Annotated in this window: 19 protein-coding genes and 1 tRNA gene; 11 read left to right on the forward strand and 9 right to left on the reverse strand. The window is 39.8% G+C overall.

All coding sequences use genetic code 11. The annotated features are described in order from the left end of the window. Positions 1–522 precede the first annotated feature (522 nt). The 4 genes from NU887_RS19485 (at position 523) to NU887_RS19500 (ending at position 5483) form a co-directional block, all read left to right on the forward strand. Complete coding sequence (locus NU887_RS19485; RefSeq protein WP_258425066.1) at positions 523–2637, forward strand: sensor histidine kinase; 2115 nt, start codon at positions 523–525, stop codon at positions 2635–2637. Then, a complete protein-coding gene (locus NU887_RS19490; protein WP_258425067.1) occupies positions 2630–3727 on the forward strand; it encodes a hybrid sensor histidine kinase/response regulator in 1098 nt (365 codons plus the stop codon). Before NU887_RS19485 ends, NU887_RS19490 begins: the two co-directional genes overlap by 8 nt. A 127-nt stretch (positions 3728–3854) precedes the next feature. Then, the gene (locus NU887_RS19495) at positions 3855–4394 is read left to right on the forward strand and encodes an inorganic diphosphatase (RefSeq protein ID WP_258425068.1); all 540 of its coding nucleotides are present in this window, start codon (positions 3855–3857) and stop codon (positions 4392–4394) included. Between the two features lie 45 nt (positions 4395–4439). Further along, positions 4440–5483: a porin gene (locus NU887_RS19500; protein WP_258425069.1), complete on the forward strand. Its 1044-nt coding sequence runs from the start codon at positions 4440–4442 to the stop codon at positions 5481–5483. Here NU887_RS19500 and NU887_RS19505 read toward each other — a convergent pair. Then, positions 5473–5940, reverse strand: coding sequence for a hypothetical protein (locus NU887_RS19505; RefSeq protein WP_258425070.1), 468 nt, complete (start codon positions 5938–5940; stop codon positions 5473–5475). The two genes, NU887_RS19500 and NU887_RS19505, sit on opposite strands and share 11 nt — an antisense overlap. Further along, positions 5937–6530: an acyl carrier protein phosphodiesterase gene (locus NU887_RS19510; RefSeq protein WP_258425071.1), complete on the reverse strand. Its 594-nt coding sequence runs from the start codon at positions 6528–6530 to the stop codon at positions 5937–5939. Before NU887_RS19510 ends, NU887_RS19505 begins: the two co-directional genes overlap by 4 nt. A 72-nt stretch (positions 6531–6602) precedes the next feature. Between NU887_RS19510 and NU887_RS19515 the strand changes: the two genes are divergently transcribed. Continuing rightward, on the forward strand, positions 6603–8525 hold the full coding sequence (locus tag NU887_RS19515; protein WP_258425072.1) for an AAA domain-containing protein: 1923 nt from the start codon (positions 6603–6605) through the stop codon (positions 8523–8525). Between the two features lies 1 nt (position 8526). Here NU887_RS19515 and NU887_RS19520 read toward each other — a convergent pair whose 3' ends face one another. Beyond that, on the reverse strand, positions 8527–9072 hold the full coding sequence (locus NU887_RS19520; RefSeq protein ID WP_258425073.1) for a DUF4924 family protein: 546 nt from the start codon (positions 9070–9072) through the stop codon (positions 8527–8529). A gap of 348 nt (positions 9073–9420) precedes the next feature. Here NU887_RS19520 and lepA point away from each other — a divergent pair, with 348 nt between their 5' ends. The 6 genes from lepA to NU887_RS19550 all read left to right on the forward strand — a co-directional run bounded on the left by lepA (position 9421) and on the right by NU887_RS19550 (position 15451). After that, positions 9421–11214 (forward strand): translation elongation factor 4, encoded by a 1794-nt coding sequence (gene lepA / locus NU887_RS19525; RefSeq protein ID WP_258425074.1) that lies wholly within the window; start codon positions 9421–9423, stop codon positions 11212–11214. Between the two features lie 103 nt (positions 11215–11317). Then, positions 11318–12202: a bifunctional 5,10-methylenetetrahydrofolate dehydrogenase/5,10-methenyltetrahydrofolate cyclohydrolase gene (locus tag NU887_RS19530; RefSeq protein WP_258425075.1), complete on the forward strand. Its 885-nt coding sequence runs from the start codon at positions 11318–11320 to the stop codon at positions 12200–12202. Between the two features lie 110 nt (positions 12203–12312). Then, positions 12313–12396, forward strand: a tRNA-Leu gene (locus NU887_RS19535). A gap of 111 nt (positions 12397–12507) precedes the next feature. Next, positions 12508–13464: a DUF1295 domain-containing protein gene (locus NU887_RS19540; protein WP_258425076.1), complete on the forward strand. Its 957-nt coding sequence runs from the start codon at positions 12508–12510 to the stop codon at positions 13462–13464. A gap of 49 nt (positions 13465–13513) precedes the next feature. Further along, on the forward strand, positions 13514–14857 hold the full coding sequence (locus NU887_RS19545) for a hypothetical protein (protein ID WP_258425077.1): 1344 nt from the start codon (positions 13514–13516) through the stop codon (positions 14855–14857). A gap of 48 nt (positions 14858–14905) precedes the next feature. Next, positions 14906–15451, forward strand: a complete 546-nt coding sequence (locus NU887_RS19550) for a DsrE family protein (RefSeq protein ID WP_258425078.1) — start codon at positions 14906–14908, stop codon at positions 15449–15451. Here the strand turns inward: NU887_RS19550 and NU887_RS19555 are convergent. The 6 genes from NU887_RS19555 to NU887_RS19580 all read right to left on the reverse strand — a co-directional run bounded on the left by NU887_RS19555 (position 15448) and on the right by NU887_RS19580 (position 23795). After that, positions 15448–16047: a ribonuclease HII gene (locus tag NU887_RS19555; RefSeq protein WP_258425079.1), complete on the reverse strand. Its 600-nt coding sequence runs from the start codon at positions 16045–16047 to the stop codon at positions 15448–15450. The two genes, NU887_RS19550 and NU887_RS19555, sit on opposite strands and share 4 nt — an antisense overlap. After that, the gene (locus NU887_RS19560) at positions 16022–18694 is read right to left on the reverse strand and encodes an MGH1-like glycoside hydrolase domain-containing protein (protein ID WP_258425080.1); all 2673 of its coding nucleotides are present in this window, start codon (positions 18692–18694) and stop codon (positions 16022–16024) included. The genes NU887_RS19555 and NU887_RS19560 overlap by 26 nt, the downstream gene beginning before the upstream one ends. Positions 18695–18905: 211 nt before the next feature. Beyond that, a complete protein-coding gene (locus NU887_RS19565; RefSeq protein WP_258425081.1) occupies positions 18906–20060 on the reverse strand; it encodes a glycosyltransferase family protein in 1155 nt (384 codons plus the stop codon). Positions 20061–20064: 4 nt separating this feature from the next. Beyond that, the gene (locus NU887_RS19570) at positions 20065–20913 is read right to left on the reverse strand and encodes a UDP-2,3-diacylglucosamine diphosphatase (RefSeq protein ID WP_258425082.1); all 849 of its coding nucleotides are present in this window, start codon (positions 20911–20913) and stop codon (positions 20065–20067) included. Positions 20914–21079: 166 nt separating this feature from the next. Continuing rightward, a complete protein-coding gene (locus tag NU887_RS19575) occupies positions 21080–22423 on the reverse strand; it encodes a sensor histidine kinase (protein ID WP_258425083.1) in 1344 nt (447 codons plus the stop codon). Beyond that, positions 22413–23795: a sigma-54-dependent transcriptional regulator gene (locus NU887_RS19580; RefSeq protein WP_258425084.1), complete on the reverse strand. Its 1383-nt coding sequence runs from the start codon at positions 23793–23795 to the stop codon at positions 22413–22415. Before NU887_RS19580 ends, NU887_RS19575 begins: the two co-directional genes overlap by 11 nt. Positions 23796–23982 lie beyond the last annotated feature (187 nt).

Below are 23982 nucleotides of genomic sequence, written 5' to 3' on the forward strand. Positions count from 1 at the left end.
TGGATTTATCGAAATGTCGGTATAAAATTCCTTTTTTATAATTTTTTTTACATTTCTCTTATGATTATTGTACTAATAACATAACTTTACTGGTAGTACCCACCCTTACTGCCTCTACATGAGATTGGCTTCATTGCTTGATTTACTCGGTCAGAATATATATGTAAATGGAAAGTCGAGATTCCCTATGCCTTTGAATGCGTTTAATAGGTTTTTGGGCTCTAAACTGAATTTTGGGTTGAATTCAACAGAAAACCATTATCAAAAACTGGACCAAGGGGAAACTTCTCTATTTTCTGTTTTGTCTAAAACATCACCAATTCTTTTTTGGACAAAAATGAAGCTGAATTTAATCCCTCCTTTCTTTTACGATTTCAATGTTTCCTTAACAAACTTTGAACTGTCAGAAAGACAGGGAGATTATTATTACAGCTATTTAAAAGTCTACAGTTTAGAAAATTCTTTGATGTACAATTCGCAATATGGGAGAAATGTTAAGAACTTCAATCAACTCTTGGTTCTATGATAGGAAGTCTCCTTACAGTTTTTCTTTTTTTGATTTCTCCAACAATACAAATGGACAATGCACCGGGGTTGGTTGATGTTTCAAAATATGAATTCCTGATTCAGGAAGCAGGTGATTCAGAAATCAAGGATATCATTTCCAACCTAAATTTTAAACCGGTAATTTCCCAAAACCCTAATTTCGGACTTGGCTCCCAGTCTGTTTGGCTTCGGTTTAAAGTTGTATCGGCAAAAGATCTTGAGGAACAGAAATACCTTTTGATCAATAACCCCAATTTAGACGAGGTTTATTTCTATCAGATCAGAGATGGAAAGGTCATAAGCTCTCAGGTTAGCGGCAGGACTCATGATTTTGGCCAAAGATTGATTCCGTCAAGAAAATTGATTTTTGAAATAAATTCAGAATCTGGTCAAAATTCTGACATTTACCTAAACATCAGAAGTAGCGACAAAAAGATTATTTCTGCAAGTATAGCAGATCTTAGGACTATTAATAAAAGTCTAAATTTTGAAAATATCCTGTTCGGTTTGTTTTCGGGGATCTTGTTTGGACTGTTTTTCTATAATCTGTTTCTTTACTTTTCACTCAATGATTATACCTACCTGATTTATGTAGCTTATATATTTTTGGTTTGGCTTGGCCAATCTTCCATTCTTGGATATGCTCAAGAATTGTTATGGCCTGAATGGGTTTGGATGAACCTGAGGTCTAATGTTGTTTTTTCTGTTTTGGGTAGTATTGTTGCGATTTGGTTTGTACAAGCTTTTTTAAAAACAAGATTGAATCTCCCCAAATTGAATAAAGGGCTACAAGTGATCTATGTAGTTTATTTGATTATTTTGAGTGGTACATTTTTTGGTTTTTTGACACTTTCCTATGCTGTTTTTCTGGTTACTCAGGCCATAGTTATTCCGTATGTATTCATCATGTCATTATATATTCTTAAAAGTGGGTTCAAGCCTGCAAGGTATTTTTTGATTGCCTGGTCTGTTTTTATGGTAGGCATTCTTCTCTTTGTATTGACCGAAATGGGACTAATTCCATTTTCTCCATCGTATTTCTACCTGATGCCATTTGGTGCAGGGCTCGGAGTTATTCTTTTGTCATTTGCCCTAGCTGATAGAATCAATGACCAAAAAAGAGAGTATGAAAAAGAACAATATGAAAAGCTAAAGCTTCTGGAAGAACATGAAAGCAGAATAATTGAGCAAAATGAATTTTTGGAGGAGAAAGTAAAGCAAAGGACTGAAGAACTTGAACTTACCCTTCATAACCTTCAGAATACCCAAACCCAATTGGTCAATCAGGAAAAAATGGCTTCATTGGGACAGCTGACAGCTGGAATTGCCCATGAGATCAATAATCCGATCAACTTTGTAAGTTCAAACATCTCACCTTTAAAGAGAGACATCACCGATCTTCTTGATATTGTAAATGCTTACAGAGAGAAAGGTAAACTCGAGTTTTCGGATGCCTCTAAGAAAGACCTGAAGAGGGTAGAAGAAGACATTGAGTTTGATTATATCCTCAAAGAAATCGACCAACTCCTGAGAGGAATGGAAGAAGGTGCGAAAAGAACAGTGGAAATCGTCAAAGGTTTGCGTTTGTTTTCAAGAGTTGATGAGCAAGATGTCAAAAGAGTGGATATCCATGATGGTATCAACAGCACCCTGATATTGCTCAACAGCTCTATGTCAGGAAAAATACAGGTTTATAAGGAATTTGGTAGTATTCCCATTATTGAATGTCTGCCCGGAAAACTTAATCAGGTATTTATGAATATCATTACCAATGCCATTCATGCACTTTTGGAAAATCTGGATAAAATACCCGAACCAAAGATTACAATAAGAACTTTCCACATTGGTGAAAAAATTAGTATTGAAATAGAAGATAATGGGTTTGGAATGCCTGCGCATGTCAAGCAACGGATTTTTGAACCTTTTTTTACAACCAAAGCAGTAGGAAAAGGTACTGGTTTGGGCTTGTCTATTGTCTATACCATCATCGAAAACCACAAAGGCACACTTGAGGTATCGACGGAACAAGGCAAAGGAACCAATTTTATCATTACCCTTCCAATTTATCAAAATATCCAGCAGCATGACTGACAAGATAAAAGTACTTTATATCGATGATGAAGACAATAACCTGAATTCCTTCAAGGCTAGCTTGAGGAAGGATTTTATGGTAATAACAGCCATCGATGCATTTGAAGGTCTTAAAATAGCGGAAACAGAAGAACTTCATGTGGTGATTGCAGACCAAAGGATGCCTGGATTGGATGGAGTAGAATTCTTCGAAAAACTGATGGAAATCAATCCCGAGCCTGTCAGGATTTTACTTACTGGATATTCCGATATAGCTGATGTAATTGATGCAATCAACAGAGGGCAGGTTTACAGGTTTATTGACAAACCTTGGAATATTGAACAGATAAAAAATGCCATACAGACTGCCGGTGATATATATTTTGCAAGGAAAGAACTCAAAGATAAAAATGAAAGACTCCAGAAAATCCATTCTGAGATGAACCAGTTTGTATATTCCCTTTCACACGAACTTAGAGGTCCGCTGATGAGTATTTCAGGCGTTTCTAAACTGGCCAAAATGGAAACCAAAGATCCCGCAGTCAAAGAATATTTTGATTTGATAGATACCGCTACAGATAAATTGGATGAGTTTATTTATAAAATGCTGGATTTTTACCGGTCTACTAAAATAGAAAACAAGGTTACTGAGATAGATTTTAAAGAAGTGGTTTCCCAACAAATTGAAATATATAAACAAAAATGGCCACTGGAAGAGATTGATGTCATAATTGACATCAAACAATCATCTTCCTTTTTCTCAGATGACCCCAAAATTCGTGTGATCCTCAATAACCTCTTTCATAACGCAGTAGTATTTCAAAAAGAGGACAATCCAAAAAAAATGATAAGAGTTGCAATAGATGTATCGGAATATGCCGCAACAATTGTTTTGGAGGACAACGGTGTAGGAATTGAGGACAATCTCATCGATGAGGTATTCAACCTTTTTCAAAGAGCCACCCAAAAGAATGTCGGTTCAGGTCTCGGACTCTATATGGTCAAAGAATCAACCATACAAATGGGGGGTAAAATCCATTTGGAGTCTGAAGTAAACAAAGGCACCAAAGTCACCGTAATATTACCAAATCTGGTACCTGGGAAAAACTGATTGGTTTTATTGACAAAGTAAATTGCTTTCTTATATTGTTGGATTGCCTTAATTTTTATTTGATTACACGCGATTTTCGCTTTAATTTGTTTTCAATTTCATTTTCCAAACCAAATAGTTTTTAGATATGATCAACCCTTGGCACGATGTCAATATTGGTAAAGAAGCTCCCGAATATGTTATGGGAGTCATCGAAATTCCCAAAGGAAGTAAAGGCAAGTACGAACTCGATAAGAAGACGGGCATGCTACTATTAGACAGGGTTTTGTTTTCTGCGGTCCATTATCCTGCTAATTATGGCTTTATCCCTCAGACTTTCTGCGATGATAAAGATCCACTTGATATTTTGATTATATCCCAGATTGATATCCCCTCAATGACATTGGTCAAAGCCAAAGTAATCGGCGTAATGAGGATGGTTGACGGTGGTGAAGCAGATGATAAGATCATTGCGGTGGCATCTGAAGACCAATCTGTAAACTATATCAATGATATCGATGAACTTCCTCCCCATTTGATGAAAGAAGTCCATAGGTTTTTTGAGGATTACAAAAAACTCGAAAATAAGGAAGTCAAAGTGGAAGATTTTTTGGGAAAAGAAGAAGCTTTCAAAATCATACAGGAAAGTGTAGACCTTTACGACAGGAACTTCAGAACAAAAAGATAATTCAAAGCCCGGAGTTAACCTTCCGGGCTTTTTTTGTTTCCGCCTATGAAAAGATTGTTTATCATCTTTTTCTTTTTTTTCAGAACGCTTGCCGCAAAGGACGATGTTGACCGAAATCTGATTGTGTCGGGATATATAGAAGCATATTACAGCTACGATTTTAACCAACCCGAAAACAACCTCAGACCTGACTTTTTGTATAATTTCAATAGGCATAATGAATTCAGTATCAATCTTGCCTTGCTCAAAGCATCTTTCCAAAATGATAGAATAAGAGCAAGTCTTGCTTTAATGGCGGGTACTTACGCCCAATATAATCTTGCTGATGAACCGGCTTGGGCCAAATTTATTAACGAAGCATCTTTGGGGATTAAGCTGCATGAAAAGCTGTGGGTTGATATCGGTGTCATGCCTTCTTACATAGGATTTGAATCATGGTATGGAATGGATTGTATGAATTTGTCCAGAAGTATCATGGCTGAAAATTCTCCGTACTTTTTTACAGGAGGGAAATTTACTTATACTCCGCATCCTAAATGGGAAATTCAGCTTTGGTTGACCAATGGCTGGCAGAATATGGTGAGGAATGAAAATAACAAATCTTTGGGTATAGGTACAGGGATCAAATTCATTCCCTCAGCCAATTTTACCTTCAATTACTCGAATTACTTTGGCAATGAAAACACCCAACCTATTCGTTTAAATAGGTTTTTTAATAACTTTTATTTGTTACATGAAAAAGGAAAATGGGCTACGATATTTGGTGCGGACTTTGGAATTCAGGAGAATTTTTCAGGAAAAACGGATTCATGGTTTGGATTTATAGGATCTATAAGTAGGGAATTAGGCGAGAAATTTACGCTTGCCGGTAGGGCAGAATATTACTCGGACCCCAATGCCATCATCCTCACCGATGGACTAAAAATCACAGGGTTGTCTGCAAATGTTGATTTTTCGATAAGGGAAGGTGCTTTATTGAGAATTGAAGCTAGGAGATTTATTAGTCCAGAAGATTATTTTCCACTTCCAGACGGAAATTTCGGAAGACAAAATTCAGCCCTGACTACTTCTCTGGCTCTCAGGTTTTAGGATTTTTTCCTGCAATTACCCTTTTCTTGGGGAGCTTTTTACTGAGGTGTTTTGTAAATTCCTCATAATTGAGGTGCTCATGATTGCTGATTGTGAAGGAGGTTTTGTCTTCAAAAACAATGGTCAGCTGCTTGAATTCACGTTTGTTTGTAATAACTGTTTCTTCTTCCCATACCAAAACCTCAGCAAGCGAATATGTAGTCGTTTTTCCCCGAAGAGGGAGTCTGGTAATTATGCTGTCCTTGCTTATTGTGATGAATTTATAGGCTGCCATCATTTTAACCAAAAGCAAGACAATCACCAAAGTGAGGATCACAGTTGCGATCAGGTAGATGACAAGACCAAATGTTCTTTTGGTAGCAAAATGGTTGAGGATGTAAACCAATCCAAAAATTTGTACGAGGACGATGAGACCAAGGGCAATAAATGTGCTGGGTTTTGGCCTTGAATGAATCATGTGTTTCGTAATTCTGCGAGTGTTTTTTTTGAGAAAGCTACCATATCCTCAAAGAAGTCACCAAAATGGACTTTTAAATATTCATGATGTTCATCGAGAAAAACATGGGCAGTTTCCATTTTTGAGTTGAATGTTGCCCTTTTTGCCATCCCTGTCATGGCTCTTCTGATGCCGTCCAATTCACCATATCCGGCTAACCAATTGTAGTATTTCATGTAGCCAAATGTCTGTAGAAATTTTTCGGGTAAGGTATCTCCATATTCGTCAATGGTATTATAGACATCTTCTGCAAATTGATCCAATGGGATGTGGTGGTAATTTTTCCAGTACCTTGCCAGAAAATAATCAAAATACATATCTGTGATTACCATAGAATATCTTCCATATTCTGGTCTCAATATTGCCTGGGCTTCCTTTACCACCGGATGGGAGTCGGTAAATTTATCGATATTCCAATGAAGTTTTATTCCTGCAACAATATCCTTGTCATAGGTGTTTTCAATATCGCCTCTTACAAAATCTCCTATAAAATTTCCTACAAGGACCTTGGGATCTCCGAATGACAAATAGGCATGTGCTAGAAAATTCACGGTATAATTATTTAAAGTGGTTGGTTTGTGAGATAGATTATCAGTTATTTTCGGTTTTAAATGTAATAATAGATGGGAAATATTCAGGAGGAATTAAGAAATTCTTTGAAACTTTTAAAGCAAGAATGGGAAGAAGATCTCCAACAATACAAGAAAAAGTTTTTATATACCTCAATTTCAGATAAAAAGGAAGAAGGGGTATGTTGGTATCCTGTTCAGCTTAAAAAATCAAAAATCGGTTTTGGAGAGCGCTTAATTCTCGAGTTTGAAAGGTTTGATCCCGGAGCACCACATGTTTTCCAGTCGGGCAAGTCGGTTTCCATTTTTTCCAACCAACCCCAATTTCAATCCCAACGGGTAAACGGAGTGATCAACCAGGTAAAGAAAGATGCCATGATAGTGACCTTGCAAGCTGAGGATATTCCGGATTGGATGCACCAAGGCAAGTTGGGCATTGATTTGCTTTTTGATGAGGCAAGTTACCGGGAAATGGAATCTGCCATGAAAGCTGTGATCAAATCTGAAAAAGGAAGGCTTGGAGAATTAAAGGAAATTTTACTAGGTGAAAGGGCTCCGGTTTTGACTGTTTCTGATTCAAAAATGGTGAATCACCTTAATTCAAGCCAAAATGAAGCGCTTTCATTGGTAAGTGGATCAAAAGATGTCGCCATCATTCATGGCCCTCCCGGAACAGGAAAGACTACGACACTCGTGTTTGCAATTGTGCAGGCTTTGGAGGAGTGTAGACAGGTTTTGGTGTGCGCTCCGAGCAATTCGGCGGTGGATTATCTAGTAGAAAAATTACTTGAGTATAGAATAAAAACCCTCCGGATTGGGCATCCGGCAAGGGTCGAAGACCATATTCTATCACAAACACTGGATGCCAAAATTGCGATGCACGACAGCTACAAGGATTTGAAAAGGCTCAAAAAATCAGCTGATGATTACAGGAAACTTGGTCAAAAACGCAAACGTACATTTGGTTCGGAGGAGAGGTTGGAGCGACGAAGACTTTTGGATGAGGCAGCAAGGTGTAGGGACGAAGCGCAAAGTCTCGAAGATTATATTACTTATGATATTTTTCAGGACACACAGGTTTTTGCCTGTACACTAGTAGGTGCCGCCAATTCTGCTTTGAAAGGGATGAGCTTTCCGATAGTTTTTATTGATGAAGCAGCTCAGGGATTGGAAGCGGCAACATGGATCCCTATCCAAAAAGCTTCAAAAGTAGTCATGGCAGGTGATCATTGCCAACTTCCTCCCACCATCAAATCCTATGAAGCCGCCAAAAACGGTTTGAGTGAAACTCTCTTTGAAAAAGTAATCAAAAGAAAGCCCCAAGCTTCCAAAATGCTTAGTCTACAATACAGGATGCCACAGTTAATCATGGGTTTTTCAAGCAAATACTTTTATCATAACGGGTTAAGAGCAGCTGACATTACTTTGCATCATTATCTGGCACCGGAAGAACCTGTGTTAGAATATATTGATACCGCGGGCAGTGGATTTACAGAACAACAGGAAGAAGAATCTCTCAGCACTTTCAATCTGGAGGAAGCGCGGTTTGCATTGCGCTACCTTGAAAATCTCATCAAAAGAATCGGGATTGCAGAGATCAAAACCAAACAATGGAATATAGGACTGATAGCTCCATATCGTGCACAGGTCAGAAGATTCAATGAACTGATATTTGAAAGCTACGAATTCCCAAACCTAAGGTCTTTCTCTGAACTCCTGACCATTGACTCCATAGATGGATTTCAGGGTCAGGAGCGTGACATTATTGTCATCAGCCTTGTCAGGTCAAACGCCAAAGGTGAAATTGGCTTTTTGGCAGATACCCGAAGGATGAATGTTGCGCTGACCAGAGCAAAAAGAAAATTGATCGTTGTGGGGGACAGTTCTACCCTTAGCATACACCCTTTTTACAATGCTTTTTTTGATTATATCGATGCCAACAGCTGTTATAAAAGTGTATATGAATTTTTAGAATAATTCAATTTTGCCTGGTCTTGCTTTCCTTTTGTTTAAAGTAGATCCAGTTAAGGTAACTTAAAATATCCCCAAAACTGTCATTGGCTTCTAATATCTCGGCAGGAACTTCCCTGCTTCTGAGTCTTGCCAGTAATTGTCCATAAATGGCGTTGATCGCAATCTGGATTTCATGTTTGGGCGCATTCTCTCCAGCTTCAAGGAGAAGACGGATCAAATGTGGCTTTGCATTTTGGTACAGGTCAAAATAATCCTTATCTGTTTTGAGCAGAGTCCAATGTAGGGAAGCAAGCTGGTCAACCAATTCCTGAGTAACGGGAAGGTGGCCGGTCTCTTCGACTTTTGCCTTTTTCATTTCAAAGGCCAAATGAGCAAACCAAATTGCCGCCTCTGTTTTTTCTGCTTCCGAAATTGGATAGTGAGAGATTACATATTGCCTGATATCCTCCATATTGAAATTATAAACCCTCAACAAATCCTCCATTTGGTACATATAAATGATGTATTCAGGAATGTTTTTGGCTTTTTTCTTATCTGCGACCGCTTTCATATCAGTTGGATTTTTCTTCCTGCAAAGAAAATAAGAATGGTTGGTTTTTTGTAAAAAATGCAGCACTCAGATCATTCTAAATAAAAATCGAATTATTCCATCCTTACAAAATATTCAGTTTTTTATTTTTTGAGTGTGCTAAATGGATATCCACCTAAAGAAATTCGATTAAAATTTGGTAACATGTCTACCCAAGCCATTATTTAAAAATTAATTTCAAACATTGAATTGGTTCAAGAGTTTTTAAAAAAAGATTTGGACTGTTTCCTTGAGATAAATTGATTTTCTTTTGGATAGTTTGAGTGTATACCAATTTTACCCACAATTTTATCTATTTTTGCGCCCAGAATGGATATGCAAAGAATTAGGAATTTCTGTATTATTGCCCATATTGACCATGGGAAGAGTACATTGGCAGACCGTCTCCTACAGTTCACCAATACAGTGAGCGACAGAGAGATGCAGGATCAGTTGTTGGACAATATGGACCTCGAGCGTGAGCGTGGGATTACCATCAAGTCTCATGCGATCCAGATGAAGTATAATTACAAAGGGGAAGTATACACACTAAACCTTATCGATACCCCCGGACACGTTGATTTTTCATATGAAGTTTCCAGGTCAATTGCTGCCTGTGAAGGTGCTTTATTGATCGTGGATGCCTCTCAGGGAATCGAAGCACAGACAATTTCCAACCTTTATTTGGCAATCGGACATGACTTGGAAATCATACCGGTTTTGAACAAAATAGACCTTCCCGGCGCAGATCCGGAAGTCGTGGCAGATGAAGTCATTGAGCTGATTGGCTGCGACAGGGACGACATCGTCCTTGCTTCAGGCAAAGAAGGAATTGGAATTGAAGATATACTTAATGCTGTTGTGGAAAAAATCCCTGCACCCAAAGGAAATATAGATTCGCCATTGCAGGCTATGATTTTTGATTCAGTTTACAATCCTTTCAGAGGAGTGGAGGTAATCTTCCGGATTTTTAACGGTACGATCAACAAAGGCGATAAAATCAAATTTGTCAATACAGGTAAAGAGTATTTTGCCGATGAAATAGGGATTTTGGGAATCAATCAGATTCCGCAACAAACCATGTATGCCGGAAATGTAGGATACCTGATCTCAGGGATTAAAGTAGCTAAGGAAGTAAAAGTCGGTGATACCATCACGCACGTAAAAAATCCTTGTGCTGAATCCATAAAAGGCTTTGAGAACGTAAAGCCAATGGTCTTTGCCGGGATTTATCCTGTCGAAACAACGGAATTTGAGGAATTGAGGGCTTCCATGGAGAAGCTCCAACTCAATGATGCTTCTCTTGTTTGGGAGCCTGAGACTTCTGCGGCTTTGGGATTTGGTTTCCGCTGCGGTTTCTTGGGAATGCTTCATATGGAGATCATTCAGGAACGCTTGGAGCGTGAATTTGATATGACGGTAATCACAACCGTGCCGTCCGTTCAGTTCAAGGCTCTAATGAATAACAACGAATACAAGCTGATCAATGCACCTTCCGATATGCCTGATCCCACGCTTTTCAAGCATATAGAGGAACCATATGTCAAGGCAATCATCATCACGGCGGCGGAATTTGTAGGACCTGTGATCCAACTTTGTATGGACAAAAGAGGTCAGATCAAAAACCAGGTTTATTTGACTTCTGACCGTGTGGAATTGTCATTTGACATGCCCTTGGCTGAGATTGTTTTTGACTTCTTTGACAGGCTCAAAACCATTTCCAGAGGATATGCTTCTTTGGATTATGAAATGATCGGATTCAAACAATCCCATATGGTGCGCTTGGATGTGATGCTCAATGGCGAAGTGGTGGATGCTTTGTCAGCGATTGTTCATAGGGACAAGGCATATGAATGGGGTAGGAGACTTTGCGAGAAACTGAGGGAATTGGTACCGAGACAGATGTTTGAGATTGCAATCCAAGCTGCGATCGGAGCCAAAATCATCGCCAGAGAAACTGTGAAAGCCATGCGTAAAAACGTTTTGGCCAAGTGTTACGGAGGTGATATTTCGCGTAAGCGTAAGCTTCTCGAAAAACAGAAAAAAGGTAAGAAACGCATGAGGCAAGTCGGCAACGTCGAAATCCCGCAGGAAGCGTTTATGGCTGTTTTGAAGTTAGATTAATGATTCCCGCAAAGGCGCAAAGACACAAAGGATTTATTTTGTAGTTTTTGCGCTTTTTGCATCCTATAAAAATTCAACAAGAACCTATTAAGTCGACTTTATTATGAGTGTCGTGATTGATGGTAAAAAAACCTCTGAGGAAATCAAAGGTGAGATCGCCCAAAGGGTGGCAGAAATAAAGAATGAAGGAGGCAAAATCCCTCATTTGGCAGCTATCCTAGTGGGAAGTGACGGGGCCAGCCAAACCTATGTGGGGGCAAAAGTCAAATCCTGCGAGCAGGTTGGATTTGAATCAACTTTGGTAAGATTGGATGAAAATGTCACCGAAATTGAATTGCTCAAAGTAGTGGAAGACATCAACCAAAATCCTGAAATTGACGGTTTGATAGTTCAACTTCCTTTGCCCAAGCATATTTCTGTTGAAAAAGTAACTGATAAAATCAAACCCGAAAAGGACGTAGATGGCTTTACACCTTCCAATGTCGGCAGGATGGCTTTGGGTTGGCCGGCTTACGTAGCTGCGACTCCTTATGGTATCGTTGAATTATTGAAAAGGTATAAAATCGAAACAGCGGGCAAACACTGTGTGGTCATCGGCAGAAGCCATATTGTTGGTTCACCGATGAGTATTTTGATGGCGAGAAATGAATATCCGGGAAACTGCACGGTCACGCTTACCCACAGCCGTACTAAAAACCTTTCTGAAATTGCCAAGACTGCTGATATCTTGATTGTAGCTTTGGGAAAACCTGAATTTGTAACTTCCGAAATGGTCAAAGAAGGCGCCGTAGTGATTGATGTGGGAATCCATCGAGTCGATGATGCCTCCAAGAAATCCGGCTTTAAGTTGATCGGAGATGTCAAATACGAGGAAGTTGCCCAAAAAGCATCTGCCATCACTCCAGTTCCAGGTGGAGTCGGTCCGATGACCATTGCCTCATTGCTTTACAATACCTTGTTGGCAGCTGAAAAGAAAATCTATCATTAATCAATTTGAAGGTATTTGGTGGTTGAAATTTTAATCAAAAACCATTTAAAAGTTAAATTAACCCTTGCAGGGAATAGCAAACCTTTCTACTTTTGCAGACCTCAAAAAACGCGCACGTGGTGAAATTGGTAGACACGCCACTTTGAGGGGGTGGTGCCCTTACGGGTGTGGAAGTTCGAATCTTCTCGTGCGCACATGGCCTCGGATCTTTTCCGAGGCTTTTTTAATTTATATCAGTTGAGTTACAAGAGAGGTTAGTTTTTATTTTTTGAATTTATTCTTATTTTGAAAGGAAAATCCTTTCTATGAAAATTCTCCAAACGGCGATTCTTCTGATTTTCACCCTACTTGTCGTACCTGTTTTCACCTATTTGTTCGGAATTCCATTGGGAGATCGTGAATGGGAGGCACTTTGGGTCTTGATCAAAATTTGTGGAGTGTCTGTTGCCTATTGTTTTTTGGTAGGTGAACTTACCAATAACAATAGTCAGGTGGATAAGTATTGGAGTATTTTGCCCATTATTTACGCTTGGGTAATGGCCTATTTCGGTGATTTTTCACCGAGGATGGTTTTACTTGCTGTGCTTGTGAGTGCCTGGGGAGCGAGGCTTACTTATAATTTTGCCAGAAAAGGTGCTTACAAATGGAAGTTTTGGGAAGCTGAAGAAGACTACCGTTGGGAGATTTTGCGCAAAAAGCCTGAATTCCAACCCAAATGGAAATGGACCTTGTTCAATCTCTTTTTCATTTCAGGCTACCAAAATGTTTTGATTTTGTTGTTTACCCTGCCCATGCTTGTGGCGATTCAGTTTGATGACGGAGGCATTGGTATATGGGATTATCTTGTGGCAAGTATAGCTTTGTTTTTTTTAGCCCTTGAAACTGCTGCCGATGAACAGCAATGGAAGTATCAAACTGAAAAATGGAGGCTGATAAAGGAAGGGAAGTTGTTGAGGGGAGATTTTGCAAAAGGATTTTTGGACAAAGGGCTTTGGGCTATTTCAAGGCATCCAAATTACCTCGGTGAACAGGGGTTTTGGGTTTCTTTTTACTTTTTTTCCGTAGCTGCATCTGGTCAGTGGCTCAATTGGTCCGTAGTGGGGTGCCTCCTTTTATTGATCTTGTTTCAGGGAAGTTCCAATTTCAGTGAAGAAATCAGCGCTTCCAAATATCCTGCATATAAATCCTATCAGGCGCGTGTCCCCCGTTTTGTACCAAGGCCCCAAGGAAAAACTCAAGAAAGTCCGGCGCCAAGTTCATGATTCAAGGAATAAGAAGAACAATTACAGTTTGAAAACGTTATTTTTATTTATGACCCATAGTTTCTTTTCTTTTTTCAGGATTCAGGTTTTTTTGATTTTGCTTTCGTCAAGTGCCTTTGGGCAGGATTATATTTTTCCGGAAATAATACCGATGTCGCCGGGATTAAAAATTGATGTAATACCGGGTGAGGATTTTGTGCTTTCCTATGTAATGGACGCCAATCAGGGAATACTAACACTGACCATCAAGGATGGAGAATTCAATCAAAAACACCTTGAGCAGTACAGTATCGGTAGGGGTTTAAATAAAGTAAATCACGAAGTGAATGGGGAAAAAGTTTACCTGTTGCTTTCAAACGAGGGCCCCTCTAAAACTTTGGCTGTGATCAATACCCTAAACTCGGAAGTTCAATTTTTTCCCTTTTCAATTAATCTTGGTAAAATTGATCAATTTAAAGTTAATGGAAATACACTTTTGATGATAGAGTATCTTCCGCAAGGGGATCTGATCCAATTCTATGATTTCCAGACTGAAATGTTGATTACTTTATCTGAATTTACTTTTCCTAAAACCAGCATTTGGGATGTTCAGGTCAAGGATGGAATTTTTGACATCCTAGTCTATAAGAAAGGCAAATTTAGAAGCCAATCATTGATGATGATTGGGTTCAATGATTCAGGGTCAAAGTTGTTTGAAACTGAAATTTCCCTTCCCGGAAAAAAGAAATATATTTTCAGGTCTGCAAAGTTGATACCATCCCAAGAAACAGGTTATAGCATAGTGGGTACTTACAGCAGAAAACAAGGGGAGCAGTTTTCGGGATATTACCATGTCGGGATTAACGATGGTTTGGAACAGAATGCTACAATACATCCTATGAGGTCTCTGGATGGATTTTTTGATTACAAAAAGAATCCTGGTCTAAGAATAAATACCAATAATTTTAGAAGAAATATGCAGGTTTATCAGACTTATGCCAATAGGAAATATATCGCTTTAGCTACCAGTTCGGATAATGTTCCTAAGGAGTTTGTACATTTTATCCTTGTTGGCCATAACGGTGAACGGGTTTATGATACTGCTCTAAAGGTTCTTTATGAATTGGGAGGGTCTTTCAGTTACAGTACACTTGCATTGAATGGCAAGGAGTTGTATTTCATTTTTGAAGGAAATTCCAATATCAATGTTTTTCCTAGTTTTAAGTTTTATCAGATGAAAAATGGCCAACTCACCAGAATACTGAAGGATCAAAATTATCTTGAAGAGAAATCAAAGGATCCTGAATGGATCGAAATAAAGTATTATCACTGGAAAGAAAATAAATTTATTGTGTCGGGAATTGAAACAATCAATGGACAGAAAAGGCATGTGATCCGAAAAATAGAAATTTGAGGAGGGTGATTTTTTGTGTATTTTTTCAGAATTATACATATCAAAATTATGTTCCGAGCTGCAAAAACCTTCCTAGCAACACTTTCCCTGGTTGCATTATCAATTTCCGCATATTGCCAAACACCACAATTTCCGATTGTAAAAGGTTTTGGTGGCATATATGAAATCCCCGAAGCGACAGAAAGACCCGATCCCAAAGCGGAATATAAAATCATTATTGACCTTGTTTCAGCTGCTGATGATCCAAAGCAAATCAACAGGATGGTGGACAATATCGCCCGTATGGTCAACCTTCACGGAATTGCCGGTGTCCCAAAGGAAAACATCAAAGTCAAGGTGGCCGTCCATGGAGGAGCGATCTTCAGTATCTTAACCGATGAGGAATACCAGAAAAGAAATGGTGTAAAAAATCCAAATTTGCCGGTTTTTCAAGCATTAAAAGATGCCGGAGTAGAATTTTATGTCTGTGGACAATCCTTGATTGCCAGGAATATGAAGCCTACGGATGTGTGGGAAGGGACCGAAATTGCCTTGTCCATGCTGACAACCCTTACCACTTATGTACCCCAAGGTTACATGTTGATGCGTTTTTAAAAGTCAAAATCCAACTGATCGGGTAAATGCTTGAAAGACTTCCTGTGAAGAGGAGTCAATCCTAATTTCATGATTCCTTGGCGGTGCAAAACTGTAGGATAACCGGCGTTTTTATCCCATCCATATCCGGGATATTCTTCAGCATAGCGTTCCATCATTTCATCTCTGTATACTTTTGCCAAAATGGAAGCAGCAGCAATACTCGCGTATTTGCCATCACCTTGTATGACGCAGGTGAAAGGTATATCAAGATGGGATTTGAATCTGTTGCCATCAATCAGTAAATGTTGGGGCCTAATCTTCAGCATCTCCACCGCTCGGCTCATGGCCAAAAAAGAAGCATGAAGGATATTGATCCGGTCAATTTCCTCCACGCTTGCTTCGGCAATAGCCCAAGAAATTGCTGATGATTTGATCTCAGAAACAAGATTTTGGCGGTTGGATTTTGTAAGTTTTTTGGAATCATTGACAAACTCATTAGCAAAATCACTTGGCAAAATCACAGCCGCAGCTACTACCGGACCACATAAACAACCCCTTCCGACCTCATCACATCCTGCTTCTAACCTGTCAGATTCTAAAAAAGGAATCAGCATCTTCTGATTTTTTTGTTGTCGGTTTGTAATATTTGTAGATCATCTCTGCTACCAATCCTGTCCATCCGGTCTGATGGGAAGCACCCATTCCCCGGCCATTGTCCCCGTGGAAATATTCGTAGAAAAGGATATGGTCTTTGAAATGGGGATCTTCCTGCATCTTTTTGTAATGCCCATAGACGGGCCGATTTCCATCTTTATCTTTCAAGAAAATCTTGATGCATCGCAAGGAGAGCTCCTTGGCAATTAGGTCCATCGTAACATAGTTGCCTGATCCTGTGGGGTATTCAATAGAAAACTCTCCTCCGTAATAATAATCAAACTTCCTGAGTGATTCGATGATGAGGTGGTTGATGGGAAACCAGATCGGTCCCCGCCAATTGGAATTTCCTCCAAACATCAAGGAATCAGATTCGCCAGGTGTATATCTTACTGTCAATTGATCACTGTTGATTTTTACAGAGTAAGGTTTTTTCTCGTGGAATTTGGACAAGGACCTGATGCCATAATCACTCAGGAATTCTCCCGGATCGAGCATTTTGTTAAGGATACTTTTCATCCTGTGTCCTCTCAACAAAGAAAAGAGCCTTCTTTTTTCAAATCCCGGTTGAATCCAACTAGATACCAAGGCTGCAAGTTTTGGTTTTTCTTTCAGGAAAAATTCAAGCCTGGCCTTGAATTCAGGCAAACTGTCAAACATATCCAACCTGATGGATTCCACTGCAAACAGAGGGATTATACCCACGATCGATTTAAGCTTCATCACTTTGGGTTCCTTTCCGGGTAGATGGAAAATATCAAAATAGAAGTTCTCTTCGTCATTCCAAAGGCTGATTTTTTCACCTGAAATATTGTTCATGGCTCCCGCGATATATAGGAAATGTTCCAGAAATTTCATCGCAGTGAATTGGTAGGTCTTGTTGAACTCGCAGAGGTCAAGCGAAATCCGCATCATATTCAATGAAAACATTGCCATCCAAGAGGTAGCATCAGCTTGTTCTAATTTGCCTTTGTAATGGTGGGCATGAGATCTATCGATCACAGAGATATTATCGAGCCCTAGAAATCCGCCTTCGAAAATGTTCTTTCCGTCACTGTCTTTCTGATTGACCCACCAGGTAAAGTTGATCATGAGCTTATGAAACGCCCGCTCTAAAAACTCCTGATCGCCTTTGCCATCCCTCATTTTCTTGTCTATCTGATAGACCCTTTGGACTGCATAGGCATGCACAGGTGGATTGACATCGCTGAAATTCCACTCATATGCAGGAATCTGACCATTGGGATGCATGTAAGATTCATTCAAAAACAATAACAATTGATCCTTTGCAAAATCCGGATCAATCCTTGAAATCGGTATACAATGGAAGGCTGAATCCCAGACGGCATACCAAGGGTATTCCCATTTGTCAGGCATGGAGATGATGTCCTGATTGTAAAGATGCCTCCAGTCACTGTTTCTGCCTTTCTTTCTTTCTTTGGGTGGAACGTATCTTCCTGAGTCGCCTTCCAGCCAACGTTCCACATTGTAATAATAGAATTGCTTGCTCCACATCATGCCGGCATATGCCTGCCTCTGTATGGACCGCATGTCTTCATCCTTTACCCGATGTTGGATTTCGGCATAAAACTCATCAGCTTCTTTTTTTCTTTCTTTCAGGATTTCATCACAAATTTCCGTTGCGCCAGTTGATTTTTGGTGCACCATCCTGAATTTGATCACCGCCGAACCTCCGGCAGGGATTGTCATCTTGTATATGGCTGCGGCCTTGGTTCCGTAATTTGAAGGATTCAAATATTGGGAGTATTTGTGGACTACATAGTCGTTTATTGCGTCTTTCAGGTATTTTTTATCGTTTGGAATATGATAAAGCCGCTCTCGGTTGGTTTCATTGTCACAGAATTTGATTTCGGGATTCCCCTCGAAACTGATGAAATAATTTCCGTTGTTTGGAGAAAATGCTTTGATTCCGTTTTCCTCTGTTTTAGAAAGTTTTGGCATAAAGGGTTCGTGGCCGGTATGCCAGGTCTTTCTGAACCAAAATGTAGGCATCACCCATATTTCCGAATCTTCTTTAGCCCGGTTGTGTACCGTCGCAAAACCTGAAATGTCTTCTACATCTCTTTTTGCATATTCGATGAAAATATCGAAGTAGGCATCGTCATCAAAGATTCCTGTATCTATGATTTCATATTCGGGATCTGCCTTGGATCTTGCCTTGTTTTCTTCTTTTATTTTGGAATAAGGGAATTCGTTTTGGGGGTATTTGTACAGCATTTTCATATAGCTGTGGGTTGGCGTAGAATCAAGGTAATAGTAAAGTTCTTTTACATCCTCGCCATGATTTCCCTGTGGCCCTGTCAGTCCAAAAAGTCTTTCTTTGAGGATTCGATCTTTGCCATTCCAAAAAGCCCAGGCAATACAAAGATTTTGTTTGTTGTCCGAAATACCACCGATTCCTTCTTCCCCCCATCTATAAGCCTTGCTACGGGCTTCATCGTGGGTGACATTGTCCCAGGCTGCGCCATTGGGACTGTAGTCTTCCCTCACTGTTCCCCATTGTCTTTCTGTAAGGTAAGGTCCCCATTTTTTCCAATGTTTTTTTCCGTCACGGTCTTCCTCAAGCCTTAATTTCTCTGTATTCATTGATGCGTTTTCCTAATTGCCAGAACCGAATTTACCATTTTTTGGGTTTCTTGGTTCAGGAAAAGCAGTTCCGGAATACTATTTTTAAAAGTTTTTTTTACCGCAATCGTTTTAAATCAAGCTTTTTGCTTGGACCAAATTGAATATTCTACTTTGGAAGATCAAAAAAAAATCCCTTGTCAAAAAGCAAACTATGCAGAATGGCCGATTTTCAGGAAATAGAAGGTCCAATCGGATTCGTCCTATCTCCAAATTCCAGGTATGGAAAATCCTCCTTGTTTTCTTTTTGGAAGCTTTGTAAAGCATATCCAAATCTGGTTTGAAAGCTATCTACCCAATCCCGGTTTTTTTCTTGTTGAGAGGCTGAATTCACCAATGCAGTTTCTAATTTTCCGACATCAAATTTTTCAGCGATCGTTCCCACACCTGAGATTTGTGCATCTAAGGCATTACAAGCCTGTTCGTATTGTCCGGCAACAGGTACCATCAGCACATGTTTTCCCAAGTACATGGCTTCACATACCGACTCAAATCCGGCTGTGGAAAGGAGTCCTTTGCAGGCTGCCATTTTCTGCAAAAAAAGTACGTCATCCACATGATGAAACGTGAGGTTAGGCAGCGGCCATTGGATTTTTGCTTCGTTTTTTTTATCCCAAAAAGCCTCAATTTTGATCTCCGGATTGTCAACAGCTTCTTTGATTACTTCTTCTGCATAGCCGGGATTGACCATGTAAGCCAAGAAAAATCCCCCTTCAGTCGATTTTAGATTTATGACTTCCTTTCTTAATAGGGGAGGAAGAACCAAAAGATTTTCGATGTTGTGCGCTTTCATTGGCCTAAATGAGAGCGCCAACAGTAAATCCGCACCTAGTGAAGTGATATGGGTATTGGTTTTAAAAAGCAGTTTTTGGAGTGGTTGCCCGGGAGCAAAAGGAAAATCAGGATGGTGGATCAGGTATTGGTGACCGATCACCCAAAACTGGCATTTCGGTTTGTAAAGTGCATTGTATATTCCTCCCAAAACATCGTAAAAATTTAAGATGACATCCGGTTTGTGTGTTTTTACCAAATGATCGATCTGCTTTAGGCTTGTTTTAAAAACCTTGAATTTTAAGAGATTTTGCCAAATTGTTTTGGACAAGTTGATGGACTTTTGTGATTTGTCAGTCACAAAATTCGGACTTTCAAAAAGGCTTATCGGAACCTTTATGTTTTTTGTGACAAATTCCGGGATTTCCCTCCTCTTGCTTTTCCCGATGCAAACCGCACTTACCTCATGTCCCAAATTTCCGAGCATTTGGAACATGGAGATTGCCTGCGTCATATGGCCGCGGCCTTCCCCTTGGACAATAAATAGAAATTTCAATTTTTTAGAAGAAGTTTGGAAGCTTGAAATCACCGTCGAACTTATTGAAGGCCACTAATTTTAATTCAGGAATGGGTTCTGAGGAAGTTTCTTCAGTTAGTGGCTTTACCTTAAAATCAATTTCATTGTAAAAAATCAATTGCCAATTTCCCTCATGATCTTCTGCCAATGCACTCATGGTCTCCACCCAATCTCCCGAATTGAGATAAGTGATGCCATCGATGGTTCTGTTTTCGGCTTTGTGTATGTGACCGCAGATAATCCCGTCACAACCTTTTGATTTTGCCATTTTTGACAGTTCTTCTTCATATTGATCGACATAGGCCACAGCTGTTTTTACTTTTCCTTTGACGTATTGGCTAAGAGAAAAATAGGGCATGCCTCTTTTCCTTCGATGATAATTGACAAGTCGATTGAGCCAAAGAAGGAAGGTGTAGCCCACATCTCCGAGGTAGGCGATCCATCTCAGGTTGGTGGTGACGCTGTCGAAAATATCCCCGTGGGTAATAAAAAATTTCTTTCCGCAGCTTTCATAAATCATGTCAGCCTGAATAGAAAGATTTCCGATCTGAAGGGGGAGAATCTGATCCAAAAAGTCATCATGATTGCCGCGGAGGTAGTAGACCTTGGTGTGGTCTTTTTCAATCATTTTTAGCATTCTGTTGAAAAAGCGGGTGTGTTTCCGCTTCCAGGAGCCGGACTTTCTCAGTTGCCAGCCGTCGATGATGTCTCCGTTGAGGATGAGGTTTTCACAAGTATATTGCTTGAGAAACCTTGCCACCTCTTTGGCCTTTGATCCCTTTGTGCCTAGGTGCACGTCTGAGATGACGATAGTTTTAAAATTGGTTTTCAAATGGATTTGTTTTTCCCAAATCTAAAAACCGCTTATAAACTAGGTGTGAAATGGATGTTATGAAAATGATATGATTTTGACAGCTAGCCTGTTGATTGTAAAAGCAAGGTTAATTTGACGTTAAAACCAAAGGTTAGAGAACCTCCTACAAAATAGTATTCAAGGTTTAAGCATTAAAAATCAGCTTGAAGGTTGATCCTTCACCTAATTTTGACTTCACTTGGATGTTCCCTTTGTGTCTTCGCATGATCTGCTTTGACAGACTAAGGCCTATACCGGAGCCTTTCTTTTTGGTAGTAAAAAATGGAATAAAGATTTTCCCTAGTGCCTCTTCTTCGATTCCTTTGCCACTGTCGCTGATTTCAATGATGATTTTCCCCGATTCATCTATAAATGCCTCAAGCCTTACTACTCTTGTTACGGAATCCTCAACCGCCTGGATGGCATTTTGGATCAGGTTGATCAATACCTGCTCGATCAAAGTCTGATCCCCAAAAAGGATCAAATCCTGAGGTTCAATGCTTTTTTTGAATTGGATTTGATGGGCATCGAATTGATTTTGTAACAAAACTTCCAATTGGTCAAAAAGTTGTTTTAACCTGATCGCCTGAAATTTTGGTGTCGGGATATGGGCAAGACTTCTGAAATCACTTACAAAATTGATCATGCCCTCGCTTCGCTTTTCTATGGTGGAGATTGCCATCAGGTAATCCTCCAAGTCGCTTGCATCAATAGGGGCATGTGCATCGATTTTGGATTCTATGTCCCCTTTGACAGTGGAAGCCAAAGAAGAGATGGGAGCGATGCTGTTCATGATTTCATGGGTGAGGACACGGACAAGGTTTTGCCAAGCTTCCATTTCCTTCTCCTCAAGTTCGCTTTGGATATTCTGAAGGGATACAAGCTTGAATTTGACATCACGCAATACAAGCTCGATTACATAAACCGAAAGCTGCATGATTCCGTCAGGATGTGCGATTTTGATCAATTCACTTCCGCCGGTTCTTAAGGTATGGATGGCGATGTGGAGCTCTTTGTTGATTTTTTCGACTTCTGAAATGTTGCCGAGTTGCTGAATGCTGAGCATTCTTTTGGCTGCAGTATTGACTATTTGAACCTTTCCTTCTTCATCAAAGGTGATCAGTCCGATGCTTAGGTGCTGAAAGACAGAACGGAAATATTGGTAATTCGCTTCCTTTTCCGCCTGATCTTCCTTCAGTTTGGCAAGGATGGCGTTGAATTCGATATGGAGGTCATCTGTGTCAGTACCATCAAATTTGACAGGATAGACATTGGCATAATTGTCTTGTTTGATGTTATTGAGAAACTGACGTACTTTTTTGAAGGAACTTTCCGCATATCCCAAAAGGAAGATGATTTGGGCCAATACCAAAATGATGAATAATGAAATGGCAAAAACCCCCGCACCGTTGAGGATGAAGTATGACAGCAAAAACAAAGAAACCGCCAAAAGGAGAATCCTTCCAAGTAGACCGATTTTATAATCCATATTTTTCTAATCTTCTGTACAAAGAAGCCCGGGTAAGCCCAAGCTCTTTTGCGGCTTTTGAGATGTTGCCACCGTTTTTGTCAATGGCACGCTGTATTGTACTTTTTTCCATCTCATCGAGGTTATAAGTGGCCGTAGCAGCAATTTTTTCATTGGTTGGTTTTGCCGAAAGAAAGAAAAAGTCACGGCTGTCAAGCATGTCTCCTTCTGCCATGATTATGGCCCTCTCGATAGCATGTTGAAGTTCACGGATGTTTCCCGGCCAATTGTACTTTTGCAACAACTGTAAACCCGCAGGAGTGAATCCTTTGAAATCCTTCCTGTATTTTTGTGAATAGGACTTTAGGAAATGGTTGGCCAAAGTTGGAATATCATCCTGTCTTTCCCGTAAGGGAGGAAGGAATATCTCCACGGTATTGATTCGGTAAAGTAAATCCTGCCTGAAAGTATTGTCCATGACCATCTCGTGAACAGGCATGTTGGTGGCGCATATCAATCTGATGTCGATAGGGACAGCTTTGTTTGAACCTATTCTTGTCACTTCCCTTCTCTGCAATACCGTCAAAAGTTTGGATTGGAGAGGCATGCTGAGATTCCCGATTTCATCTAGGAATAAGGTTCCTTTGTCTGCTATTTCAAACCTGCCAGCTCTGTCGTCTTTGGCATCTGTAAAAGCCCCTCTTTTGTGGCCAAAAAGCTCGCTTTCAAACAGTGTTTCTGTGATCGATCCCATGTCCACTCCCACAAATATTTCATCTTTTCTATTGGATCGGTCATGGATTGCCCTTGCGATCAATTCCTTTCCTGTTCCGTTTTCTCCCAAAATCAGGATATTGGCATCGGTCTGGGCTACTTTGTCGATGATCGAAAAAATATTCTTCATTGAGGCACTTGCACCGATGATGTCAGCATATGGTTTTTTGAGCTCTGACTGAAGCTGCTTTTGCTTGGAAGACAGTTTTTCAACCTGATTGTAGCTTTCTTTAAGCCTTGAAGCAGAGGTAAGTGTGGCAAGAAGTTTTTCATTTTGCCAAGGCTTGAGAATAAAATCTGTAGCTCCTTCCTTGAGTGCTCGCACAGCCATCTCTACATCCCCAAAAGCGGTAATCAAAATCACTACTGCCTTTGGATCGATTTCTTTGATCTGCTTGAGCCAATGAAATCCTTCTTTGCCAGAAGTGGTGTCATCAGTAAAATTCATGTCCAAAAGAATCACATCAAAGGAATTGTTATTGACCAAAAAGGGGATACGTCGCGGATCTTTTTCAATGGTCACTTCTTTAGCATGTTTTTTAAGAAACATTTTTGCTGCAAAGAGCAAATCTTCATTGTCATCTATGATCAGGATTTTTCCTAGTGCTTGGTTTTCCATGTTTTCGGATTATTTGGTTCTTACCTGTATGAGAAAATGATGCCATCAATCAAAATCATCATTCACATGACTCAGGACAGTAAATATAGGAAGAATATGTTCAATATTGGACATAGGTATTTCATTATCGGACACTGTCCGCCTTAAGGTCAAAATGGTTTTTGATCCCTTATAAAAAGTCTTACCT

The sequence above is a fragment of the Aquiflexum gelatinilyticum genome, from assembly GCF_024741135.1.
Classification (GTDB): domain Bacteria; phylum Bacteroidota; class Bacteroidia; order Cytophagales; family Cyclobacteriaceae; genus Cognataquiflexum; species Cognataquiflexum gelatinilyticum.